Raw genomic sequence first — 11,042 nt, forward strand, 5'->3', positions numbered from 1 at the left:
CCATCGCTCCAGATCCGTCTGCCAGTCCTCGTCCATCGCCAGCCTCCGTCAAAGCTGGCTCCCCATGAATCACGCAATCAGCGGCGAGGGAATCCCTAAACTCATGCTTCTGCCAAAGTAGTGCTAGAATGAAGGCCGAGCGCGACATCCTAAAAAAAGCGGCGGCCTACTTCGCCAGGGACTCGATATGAGGTTCGAGTTCATCGCGAAGCACCGAGGGATCTGGCCGGTGTCGTGGATGGTGCGACGCGAAATCTGGTTTCATAAGGTATTGTGGAGCTACATACCGTGTCATTGGAATGGGTCCGCCGTGATGGCGGCCGTCATCTTTCCAACAGTATTGGCGATCCTCGCAGGACAGGCGGCGTTGGATGCGGTCGGCTACGCGAGCGCAGACTGGCTGCCATTTCCCGTCTTCTTTATTCCCGCCCTCTTGTTCCTCCTAGGCGTGGCAAAGCGTCATAGCTGAACGACCGGCGACTATCGGGTAGGTTCGGCGTGGCGCTGAACGGCGATAATTGGGCGGCAGCTGCTGTTCCGCTTAGGGGCCGTCGTCCGCGGGAACTAGCTGTAGGCGATCAATCTGCCCATCGTGCCAACTGCTAGCCATACCAGCAGCGAGGCGACTGCCATCCCACGGCCGACCAGCAGCGGAAGGTCTTCGCCGGCTTCAACGCGCTTCTGCCAAGTCGCGCGAAACACCGCTGCGTTCGCGAGAGCCAGAGCAATCAACACGAGCTTGCGGTGGAACGTCGATGAGCCAGCTAAGGCCTTTCCGTCGGCTGCGAACAGAATCAAGCCAGTCGCTATAAGCATTAGCAGGCCTGCTATCGCAAGCGGCGTGAGTGCGCGTGACAGTGGAGCGGCGGGTATTTTCGGCCACGCTCCGGCCAGACGCAGGTCCACCACTCCAATGCCGCCGACCAGCATCACCAGCCCGAGAAGGTGCAGTGTGTTGGCGGTAGGGTACGCCCAGCTCGTGCTGCGAGCCCATTGGCTCAGGCCGATTACATCGAGCCAACTAACAAGCCCGAGCAGCGCCGCTTCCAAGACTCAGCGAAGCTCGACAGTTTTGTCGCCCACCTTTACCCGTTCGATGCGCATTTCCGCAGTTCCGTCTTTGCGAGCATAGCCGGTGAGTGTGATGGTCTGGCCCTTGTCGATCATTGCTGCAGTTAGCCCGCGTGAGTCCATGCGGGTGACTGGCGCCAGAACAACGCCCCATTGCTTGCCCTGCCACTGCATTTGGGCGCTTCCGTGCGGGTTAGTCCAAGAGACTTTGAGCAATGTGCCAGTGACGACGATTGGCTTGGACTCGTCGTAAGAGCTCCAACCATGGTGTGCGAGAGCCGCCACAGGAACAGACAAGCCGATTGCGGCCGCGGTCAGTGCAATGATGCGAGACATGGTGCTATCTCCAGCTACGCCCCCAACGCGATTGTACCCTTGCGGCGGCCACTCACAATGGCAGAATTCAACGAGGTCTGCTTGAAGCACGACGAGGTCGGCTAAGCGCCCAATCCCGGTCTTTCGCCGAGCCAGCCGCAAGTCCTGAAAGCAGACGTTCGTTCAGGTTATGGCGTCGGACACGAATGGTGGGTTTAGCGGAATAGCGGCTTCTGGTCAGCAATCGCGAAGCAGCGGACGTTCATTCAGCCGTGAGAGCAGGTGGCTTCAACGCCCGCCAGCGGCAAAAAGCGGCTCGGCCGTTCCAGGGCGGGGTTCGCCTTAACCGGCCCTTAGTTCATGCGCGTCAAGGGGCCCCAAGTTCGAAGTTGTTAAGTTCTGGGCGTTGCAGGCGAAGCAGGAGGATTACAGAGCTCCGGTCGCAGCCGAGGCGTAGGCCAGAGCGGACCAGAGGCGTCGGAGGGCGCAGTCGGTCGAAGGAGGGTATGGCGCAACAGTCGGCGAGACGGGACCGGAAGAACCAGGGCTTTCCACCGTGCCATGAGCACGCTTTGGGTGAAGTGGTTCCGGTTCGCGAACTCCCATACGGGCCAGCAGTTTACCGCTGCATCAAAGGCCGGACAGATCGCAGCATCCGACTACGCGTCACAACTTCCAGATACCGCTTGCAACCAATGGGGCGTCCACAGATGGGAAGCCGACATTCCGGTGCGGCGGAATATCCGGTCCAGGACCCACAAAGTAACGTCGGAGCGCCACAGAACTCCATTTGGTATTAGGCCGTCCGCAAAGCGGCGGAGATGGCCGCGCACCGAGCAAACATCGTGAGGTGACAGCGCGTTCTGTGTTCAACGAAGAGCTGTGCCTGTACCCGGATTTAGATCCTCGACAACCACTCCGGGCAGAGAATGGGCGTTGACACATAGCTAAAATAGCAACAATACTCCTCCGATAGAGCGAGATGCGAAAACCGCACCGTGAGCGATAGGGGAGGATAAATGGCTAAATTCACTCACAGATTCCTAGCTACCGCTGCAGGCTTAGCGCTCTCTGCGGGTGGGTCCCAGTGTTTCGCTCAGACGACCGATCAGGCTTCGTCGACCGGTAGTGCGCCTCAGCCTTCTCCTGCCCAAAGCGCCCAAGTATCCGCGCCCGATCAATCGGAGATACTCGTCACCGGCATCCGTGCGAGCCAGGCCGAAGAGATCGATATCAAGCGCAGCTCCGATCAGATCATGGACTCGATCGTAGCGGAAGATATCGGCAAGCTGCCCGATCAGAATGTCGCTGAATCGCTGGAGCGCGTATCCGGCGTGCAGGTGCGTCGTGGGATCGATGAGGCCAGCGACATTTCGGTGCGCGGGCTGCGACAGAACAGGCTCGAGTTCAATGGCCGTACGCTGATCAGCCCCTATGGTCGCGGCCCGGATGGTCCCGATGACGGCGCGTACAACGTGCTGACGCTGATCCCGTCGGAACTGGTCGCCCGTATGGACGTGACCAAGCTCCCCTCGGCGTCGATGATCGAAGGGTCGCTTGGTGGCACCGTCAACATCCAGACCCGCCGCGCGCCTAAAGATGGCGATTGGTTCGTCGGAGGTTCGGTGCAGGGAGTCTACAAGGACAAGGCCGACGACCTGTCGTATCGCGTAACGGGGTTGATCGCCAAATCATTTGCCGACGGCAAGTTCGGCTTTTCGCTCGGCGTGAACTATCAGGAACTGAACATCGTTCAGGATTCCAGCGACAGCTTCAACGGCTGGCGCGAGGCGCCGGACAGCTTCAGCACCAATCCCACCGTGCGCGACCCGAACGCGGACGGGATCAATGTCTTTTATTATAACGACATCCGCTATCAGCGGCTGGAGGAGAAGCGCCGCAAGTTTGGCGTGACCACGGGCCTCACGTTCGCGCCGACCGACGATTTCGAGCTAACTGCCGACTTCCTGTACACCCACGCCGACACCGACCGATATCGGCGCTGGATATCGATTCCGCTGAGCGCGAGCGCATCCGCCTATACCAACCCGGTGATCACCCCGAGCGAGAACATCATCGCGGGTACGGTTCGCGCTACCATCCAGGGCAACGGCGAGCGGATGACGCTTCCCACTGATATCTTCAGCGGCTCGCTGGGCGGGCGCTGGCGTGCCGGGGACCGGGTGGAACTGCGGGCCGAGGGATCCTACACGCGCGGTACGCAGGATTACGCCCAATACTACCTGCGCGCCGACACTCGGACCACGCATCCGATTCCGTTCGACTTCCGTGACGGGAATCTGCCGCAGGTTACGTTGCCGACAGGCTTCGACCTAACCGATCCGGCGCTCTACATCTTTCGCACCAGCTTCGATAATCTCTACGTCTACAAGTCGGAGGAGATCACAGGCCGGCTCGACGCAACGTTCGAGGTGGAGGGGCCACTGCTCCGCAGCATTGAGACGGGCGTTCGCTACAGCAACATCCGCACCAACCGGGAAACATATCGCAACCAGACCACCTTTGCCGCCTCAGGCGCGAGCGTGATCCCGGTGGCGGGATATCCGAACCAGTTCGAGACAGTCACGTTCGACAAGTTCCTGACCGGAGCCGAGGGCAGTTTCCCGACGAGCTTCCTGCTAGGCGTGCCGGAATTCGGCGATCTGGAAGGGGTGTGTCGCGTATTCGTAGCGACTTGCACGCCGCGCCTCTATGATCCCACCTCGAGCTATGACCTCGAAGAACCGAACTATGCGGCCTATGTCCAAGCCAATCTCGGATCGACTTGGTTCGGTCTACCGGTCTCCGGAAACGTCGGCCTGCGCTATGTGAAGACCAAGGTGCGTGCGGATGGCTTCTACGGCATTCGCGGCAGCACCACCGGCGACTTCGATCCCGTGAACGAACGCGTCAGCTATGACGACTGGCTGCCCAGCGCAGCCCTCCGGGTCGAGCTTTCGAACAAGATGCTGGTGCGCCTGGGCGCGGCGCGGGTGTTGGCGCGGCCGAACACCAGCCATCTTTCGCCCTCCTTCTCGATTACAAGTTCGGGCGGCGGCTCCGGCGGCAATCCTTTCCTCCAGCCGTTCCGCGTCAACCAGCTCGATCTCTCGATCGAATGGTATCCGACGCGCGACTCGCTTGTCTCGGTCGCCGCCTTCTACAAGGACGTGGAGAGCTTCATCTTCACCCGCTTGGTGGAGGAAGTGCTGCCCGGCCTCGATGCGGACCCGAACGACGCGGACCCGCAGACGCCGTATCGCATCAGCCGGACCTTCAACGGCGAAGGCGCCACGATCCGCGGCTTCGAGTTCCAGCTCAAGCAGCCGCTGACCTTTCTGCCGGGACCGCTCGCCGGCTTAGGCGTGAATGCGACCTACACTTTCATCGACAGCACGTCCGGCATCGAGGATCTGCGCACGCAGGCCGAGCTCCCGTTGGAGGGCCTGTCGCGCCACAGTGCGAATCTGGTCGGTTACTATGAGAGTGGGCCGGTTGGGGTCCGGGTCGGCTATAGCTGGCGCGGCAAGTTCCTCGACAAGATCGGCGGAAGCGGAGACGGCGTCTATTACCGCTCGTTCGAAACGCTTTCCGCCTCGGTGAACCTCGACCTGACCAAGGTAATCAATCTCAGCCTGTCGGGATCGAACCTGCTCAACACGCCAGTGCTCAAGTACAGCAGCTTCGAGGAGGCGGCTCAGAGCTATCTGGAGAACGGCCGCACGTTTACCGCGACGCTGCGCGCCCGCTTCTAGGGAAGAGGCCGGCGAACCGATCGTGATCAAGGAGTATCGAGTGATGACGCGATTTGCGGGGATCAGCGCCATGGCACTGCTGGTCGGTACGGCGGGTGCCACCACGGCGTTGGCTCCCGCCAGCGCGATGGCGCAGCAGGGGCCGGCCGTCGCGATGCCATCGGAGATGCAAGGCTTCAGCCTGGATTTCCTCGTGCTTCACAGCACGGCGGATCCGGAGTTGGCCACGCGCGCCGCCGGGATTCCGAACGTCGTGTACAATGTTGAGACGTGGAAAGCGTTCGATCCGGCCAAGGCGGATCTGGCGAAGACAAAGCGGGACGTATCGAGCCAGGGCGACGGGTTCGACGACCGGATCCTGGATGCCAAGGCAGAGCGGCGCAGCGCGAACTACTTCAACAGCGGCGAGCAGGTGCGACTGTCGCCGGTACGCGTGACGCGCGCCGGGAACATCCTGCGCGCTGAATACCCGGCGGATCCGCGCTTCGCGCTCACCGCCGAAGTCGACCTCGCCGGCAAGCCCTATCCGCTCGTCCGCTGGACGCTGAAGGCCAAGACGGCCGGGCATTTCTCCGTCGGCTATGTGGGGGCACCCAAGGTCGCCGCCGCGGATGCGGATGAGATATGGCAGCCGCTGGTGTGGCAGGAGCGGCGGATGCCTGATCGCTCCTATCTGACGCTGGCATATCGCGCGCCCCTGCCTACCACGCTGGTTCGCGACCATGGCGTGGCGTACGGTGCGCTGGCGCATCCCTCCGAGCTGCCGTTCCAGCCACTGCCGCTGCCGGATAACAGCCCGTTCGGCGTTTCGCTGCGCACGGAGGATGGACGCGCCAGCCCGATGATCTTTGCGCCGGTTATGGGCGGTGCAGGATCGCACGTGCCGGTGGGCGCCGAGCGCAGCTTCAGTTTCTATCTCGTGCGTGAGAAAAGCGACGACCTGACCAAGGTGTATGAGACGCTGGCGCGGAGCGTTTACGGATTCCGCGACTATCGCTCGAACGCGACCGGTTCGCTGAACGCGACCTTCGATCGCATGGTCGATTACTCGATGAGCCGGTACGCGCGGTGGATCGCGGAACTGAAGGGTTCGTCCTATTCGACCGACGTGCCAGGCGCGGTCAAGAACGTCTCGAGCCTCAATCCGCTGATGCTGGCGATGGTTACTGATCGGCAGGACATGTTCGACGACAGGGTGGTCCCCTATATCGAGTATATGTTGTCGCGTGAGAAGTTCCTGTTCTCGCTCGACCCCAAGCAGAAGATCCAGCACCCGTCGCGCCAGCTGCTCGGGCCGGCCGCGCCCGTCTCCGAACTCGCCACGCTCTACGCCATCTTCGGCAAGCGCAATCCGGCCTATCTGGACCTCGCGCGCCGCGAATATGACGGCGAGCGGGTACGCAATCTGGACGTTCCGGAGTCGGGACAGACATGGTCCAATGCCCTGTCCCTCTTCGAAGCGACGGGCGACAAGGCCATGCTCAGCCGCGCTATCACCGGGGCCGACCGCTACCTCGCGACCCGGGTCGATCAGGGGCAGGCGGAATTCACCGATGCGAGCTTCTTCTTCTGGCCGGCCTTCGTGCCCGATTTCGTCGATCTCTACCGACTCTACGAGGCCAGCGGTGAGCGTCGCTTCCTCGACGCGGCCCGCTTGGGAGCGAGGCGCTACACCATGTTCACCTGGATGGCGCCGAGCATTCCTGACGGCGAAGTGAGGGTCAATTTGGGTGGCAAGGCGCCGGTCTACTGGTACCTCAGGGGCAAGGGGCACAAGCCCATGAAGGCGCCGGAGGAACAGGTGCCGGCGTGGCGTGTGTCCGAAGTCGGGCTGACGGCGGAATCATCGGGGACGAGCACCGGGCATCGGGCTATCTTCATGGCGAACTATGCGCCGTGGATGGTGCGGATCGGCGAGGATGCCGGCGACGCGTTCCTGCAGCAGGTCGCGAAGGCGGCCGTCATCGGGCGCTACCGAAACTTCCCTGGCTATCACATGAACACGGCGCGCACGACGATCTACGAGGGGGCCGATTATCCACTACGCGAACATGAAGAGCTGAGCGTCAACTCGTTCCACTACAACCACATCTGGCCGATGGCCTCGATGCTGCTCGATTACCTGGTCAGTGATGCTTATGCCCGCTCCGACGGGGCGATCGATTTCCCGGCGCAGTTCATGGAGGGCTATGCCTATCTCCAGAACAAGTTCTACGGCTATCAGCCGGGCAAATTTTACGGCGATCAGGGTGTCCAGCTGTGGATGCCCAAGGGACTGGTGAAGAGCGATGCTGCCGAGCTCAATCACATCGCCGGTTATCGCGGAAACGCGGTTTATCTGGCGTTCGCGAACCAGTCGAACGCACCGGTCACGGCGAACTTCACGCTCGCGGATGGCCTGCTCGACAAGGTAGGCGTGGCGCGGATCACTCGGCTCTCGCCCGCGGGCGGGGCTGCGCTTTTGGGCAATGGCTACCGCGTCGAGGTGCCGGCGGGCGGTCAGGTGGCAATCCGGATCGACGGTCTGCGCGCCAAGGCCGGCTTCCAGCGCGCGATGCTGGAGAGTGCGGGCAAGACCGTGCCGTCTGATGCCGCGGCCGTGTCGTTCGGCGACGCGCGCGCCTATCTGCTCGACTTCGGACGGTTTGGCCGGCGCGGCTATGTCTATCTTCGCGAGGACGACCGGACGATCAAGGATGCGAGCCTGCGCTACCGGATCGGCAACGGGCCGTGGCAGCAGAGCAAGGACGCTGCCTTTCCGTTCGAATTCAGCGTACCGGTGCCGGCGGGGCAGTCGTTCACCTTCGAGCTGGCTGGCACGCGTCAGGACGGATCGAGCGGGAAGACGAAGCCCGTGACCCTGGGGCGGTAACGCTTGCAGCGCACACGCCGGAAAGAACAGGCCCGCCACCAGCATTTTGCCGATGGCGGGCTTTTTCTTGTTCAGCCCTGGATTTTGGCGGCGTGTTTCCAGAGCGCCTCGGCCGGGGCGACGCCCAGGCCAGGGCCGTGGGGCAACAGGTAATGTCCTGCCTCGGCCTTGAGCTGGCCCTCGAGGAGCGCGGCGTTCCGATCCATGATCGAATGCTGATATTCGTGCATCGGCAGATCGGCGATCGCGGCAGAGGCCTGAAGGCTCGCTGCCTGGAAGATGCCCACGCCGATCGTCGCATGCGGAATGGTCGCGACATGGTGGCAGGCCGCCAGTTCGGAGATGCGCATGAACTGCGTGATTCCCGTGTGGCCCATTTCGGGCTGCACGATCGAGACCGCAGCGGCCGCGAGGCGAGGCTGCGCATCGTGGATGCTGCGCCATTCCTCGCCCGCCGCGACGGGAACGGAGACGGACCGCGCCACCTGCGCCAGCCCCTCGACGTCCTCGGGTTTTACCGGCGCCTCGGCGAAGAAGAGTCCATAGGGCTCCAGCCGCCGGATCAACGCCGCGGCGTCGCCCGCGCCGAACATCCAGTGGAAATCGATCATCAGCTTGATCTCGGGGCCTAGCGCCTCGCGCAGCGCCTTCATCTCGGCTTCGATGCCTTCGCTGCTGACGGCTGCCGCGAACTTGATGGCGCTATAGCCCTTGCCGACGAATTCCTGCGCAAGCTCGATCCGTTCGGCAACGGTCGCGCGGGGCAGGCCCGACACATAGGCGGGAATGCTGCTGCGCCGCTCGCCGCCTAGGAGCTTGCGCACGGGGACCCCGGCGAGCTTGCCGCAAATGTCCCACAAAGCGATGTCGACCGCCGCGACGGCATCCAGCCAGAAGCCGCCGCCATAGCCGCGCACGCGCAGGATATCGTAGAGGTCGTCCCAGATCGCGCGCACGTCGAGCGGATCGCGGCCGCGGATCAGCGGCAGGATCAGGTCTTCGACGAAGACGCCGATCACGCCGGGCGCGGTCAGTCCATAGGTCTCGCCCCAGCCGACCACGCCGTCGTGCGTCGTGACCTTCACGAGCACCGACCGGTCCTCGACCGGATAGATCGTCCGGTTCGAAGTGCGGACGAAATAACCGCGCTCGTTAACTTCCTCGCCGGCCCTGAGCGGCCCGAGATAGGGCGTGTCGCGCGGGATCGTGACGACGAAGGTCTCAATATGGGCGATAGCGTCGGTCATGCAGTTACCGCCGATAGCTGCTTCGCGCCCTCCGGCGAACCGTGTCCGATCAGATCGGCGAGACCGGTCATCAGCTCGTCGAGTTCCTTGAGGTCGTGACGGTCCAGAACCGGGCCGGGCGCGCGCACATAAGCGGAATCGATCAGGCCGCGCCGCAGCAGGACCTCCTTGGTCAGCCGCCAGCGATAGACGGCCTGCATGTTCAGCAGCGGCAAGGTGCGCTCGAATAGCCGCCGAACCGTTGCCCAGTCATCCCTGCGGCTGGCGGCGATCAGCGCGACATGGAGGTCCGCGATCTCGACGGCCGGCATCGTGCCATCGGCGCCGCGGGCAAGCTCGTCGGTGATGTAGCGCCCGCCGGCGCCGCCGAAGATCGCTTCCAGCGACTCTGCGCCTGCTTCGCGCAGCGCAGTGATGCGCTGGCCGCAGGGAATGTTCTCTTCCTTGACGTAGCGAATGCCGGGCGCGCGGGCGACGACATCCAGCACCTCTGCTGGAGTGAGGCCAAGGCCCATCGGCTTGGGCGCGTTCTGCAGCATGATCGGGACTGGAGCGGCTTCGGACAGATAATTGTAGAAGCGCGCGAGTTCGGCGGGGTCGTTGCCCTTGCGGGCCGGCGTCACCACCATCGCGGCTACCGCCCCGGCTGCCGCGGCCGCGCGGATCACTTCCGCACTCTCCTCGTCGGTATGCCCGCCGCATCCTGCTACGAACGCAACGCGCCCGCGGGCGATGTCGCCGACCAGGGCGACCAGGCGAAGGCGTTCTTCCAGCGTCAGATGATCATATTCGCTGGCGAGGCCCGGGAAGACGATCCCATCCACGCCCGACGCGATCGCCCACTCGGCGACCCGCCGGAAGCCTGCTTCATCGACTTCGCTCGAAGCCGTGAAAATGGTGGGGAGCACCGGGAAAGTGCCTGCAATCTTCGTCATTCGATGTGCCTCCCGCACGAAATAATGCGGCAACGCCGCGTCACGGAGGCACCTGACTACATCGATGCTAAAATAGCAATATCAATGTTTCTCATACTGCATCATTCCTAGTCGCGGATCTCCGCGGCCGCGTCACGAAGCGCGTCGACGATCGCATCGGTGTTCCCCTCGGGAATCCACCCCGACAGGCCAATGGCCGCAAATGCCGGCTCGGAAACCGGCAAGGCGATCGTATGCTTGTCGTGATTTTCTCCCACGCTGATGCGCGCAAAGCCGTGTTCGCGGATGCGGGAGATGGCCTGCATCAGCTCGGGGAGGCCGCCGGGGAAATCAGGAATTTCGGCGTGCTCGAAAAGTTCGGCGAGATGCTCGTCATCCTGCTGGGCGAGAAGCGCCATGCCGATGCCGCTGCTGCTGGCAGGGAGCAGGCCAATCCTTCCCAGCCCCTTGGGAATCTCGATCCCCGGCGGCGCATGGAAGAGATAGCAGACGCTGTCATTCCACAGGACGCCCATGGCAATCGTGAGTTCGAATCGGCGGAGCTTTTCCAGCGCCGGAAGCGACGTTTGCACGATCTTGGAGGCGAACAGGCTCTGCGCGGCGAGCACGTGCATGGCGGGGCCAGCGGTATATTTGCGGTTCGCTGTCTGGCGGGCGATGCCGAGATAGGCGAGCGTCTTGAGCAGCCGGTTCACGCGCGTCGGGTTGAAGCCGAGCTGGCGGGCGAGTTCACGGTTTCCGATCGGCTCCGGGGATACCGCAAGTGCCTGAAGTGTGGCGATTCCGTCGATCAGGCTCTGGTTCGGTTGGGCGTTTGGCTTCGGCCGCATGGTAGTGGTTCCCTCTT

8 protein-coding genes and 1 pseudogene are annotated in these 11,042 nt (G+C 62.9%); 4 read left to right on the plus strand and 5 right to left on the minus strand.

What is annotated here, in order from left to right:
• Nucleotides 1–122: 122 nt before the first annotated feature.
• Nucleotides 123–241, plus strand: a pseudogene (locus tag QP045_RS17845) (IS3 family transposase); the annotation flags it as partial.
• A complete protein-coding gene (locus tag QP045_RS17850; protein WP_422516396.1) occupies nucleotides 239–469 on the plus strand; it encodes a hypothetical protein in 231 nt (76 codons plus the stop codon). The pseudogene QP045_RS17845 and the gene QP045_RS17850, both read left to right, overlap by 3 nt.
• Before the next feature lie 95 nt (nucleotides 470–564).
• Here the strand turns inward: QP045_RS17850 and QP045_RS17855 are convergent, their stop codons facing one another.
• Nucleotides 565–1,050: a hypothetical protein gene (locus QP045_RS17855; RefSeq protein WP_422516353.1), complete on the minus strand. Its 486-nt coding sequence runs from the start codon at nucleotides 1,048–1,050 to the stop codon at nucleotides 565–567.
• A 3-nt stretch (nucleotides 1,051–1,053) separates the two neighbouring features.
• Nucleotides 1,054–1,407, minus strand: a complete 354-nt coding sequence (locus tag QP045_RS17860; RefSeq protein WP_422516354.1) for a DUF6152 family protein — start codon at nucleotides 1,405–1,407, stop codon at nucleotides 1,054–1,056.
• Between the two features lie 998 nt (nucleotides 1,408–2,405).
• Between QP045_RS17860 and QP045_RS17865 the strand changes: the two genes are divergently transcribed.
• Nucleotides 2,406–5,141 (plus strand): TonB-dependent receptor, encoded by a 2,736-nt coding sequence (locus QP045_RS17865; protein WP_422516355.1) that lies wholly within the window; start codon nucleotides 2,406–2,408, stop codon nucleotides 5,139–5,141.
• A 43-nt stretch (nucleotides 5,142–5,184) separates the two neighbouring features.
• Nucleotides 5,185–8,013, plus strand: coding sequence for a hypothetical protein (locus tag QP045_RS17870; protein WP_422516356.1), 2,829 nt, complete (start codon nucleotides 5,185–5,187; stop codon nucleotides 8,011–8,013).
• Nucleotides 8,014–8,084: 71 nt separating this feature from the next.
• Here QP045_RS17870 and QP045_RS17875 read toward each other — a convergent pair whose 3' ends face one another.
• The 3 genes from QP045_RS17875 to QP045_RS17885 all read right to left on the minus strand — a co-directional run bounded on the left by QP045_RS17875 (nucleotide 8,085) and on the right by QP045_RS17885 (nucleotide 11,025).
• Complete coding sequence (locus tag QP045_RS17875; RefSeq protein ID WP_422516357.1) at nucleotides 8,085–9,260, minus strand: mandelate racemase/muconate lactonizing enzyme family protein; 1,176 nt, start codon at nucleotides 9,258–9,260, stop codon at nucleotides 8,085–8,087.
• A complete protein-coding gene (locus tag QP045_RS17880) occupies nucleotides 9,257–10,195 on the minus strand; it encodes a dihydrodipicolinate synthase family protein (protein ID WP_422516358.1) in 939 nt (312 codons plus the stop codon). The genes QP045_RS17875 and QP045_RS17880 overlap by 4 nt, the downstream gene beginning before the upstream one ends.
• Before the next feature lie 107 nt (nucleotides 10,196–10,302).
• On the minus strand, nucleotides 10,303–11,025 hold the full coding sequence (locus QP045_RS17885) for an IclR family transcriptional regulator (protein ID WP_422516359.1): 723 nt from the start codon (nucleotides 11,023–11,025) through the stop codon (nucleotides 10,303–10,305).
• Nucleotides 11,026–11,042: the final 17 nt, after the last annotated feature.

It is taken from the genome of Sphingomonas sp. 3-13AW (assembly GCF_049311085.1).
Taxonomy (GTDB): Bacteria; Pseudomonadota; Alphaproteobacteria; order Sphingomonadales; family Sphingomonadaceae; genus Sphingomonas.

Coding starts and splice junctions, on each gene's coding strand:
- QP045_RS17850 (WP_422516396.1), top strand. CDS start 239: ATGGTGCGACGCGAAATCTGGTTTCATAAGGTATTGTGGAGCTACATA.
- QP045_RS17860 (WP_422516354.1), bottom strand. CDS start 1,407: ATGTCTCGCATCATTGCACTGACCGCGGCCGCAATCGGCTTGTCTGTT.
- QP045_RS17865 (WP_422516355.1), top strand. CDS start 2,406: ATGGCTAAATTCACTCACAGATTCCTAGCTACCGCTGCAGGCTTAGCG.
- QP045_RS17870 (WP_422516356.1), top strand. CDS start 5,185: ATGACGCGATTTGCGGGGATCAGCGCCATGGCACTGCTGGTCGGTACG.
- QP045_RS17875 (WP_422516357.1), bottom strand. CDS start 9,260: ATGACCGACGCTATCGCCCATATTGAGACCTTCGTCGTCACGATCCCG.
- QP045_RS17880 (WP_422516358.1), bottom strand. CDS start 10,195: ATGACGAAGATTGCAGGCACTTTCCCGGTGCTCCCCACCATTTTCACG.
- QP045_RS17885 (WP_422516359.1), bottom strand. CDS start 11,025: ATGCGGCCGAAGCCAAACGCCCAACCGAACCAGAGCCTGATCGACGGA.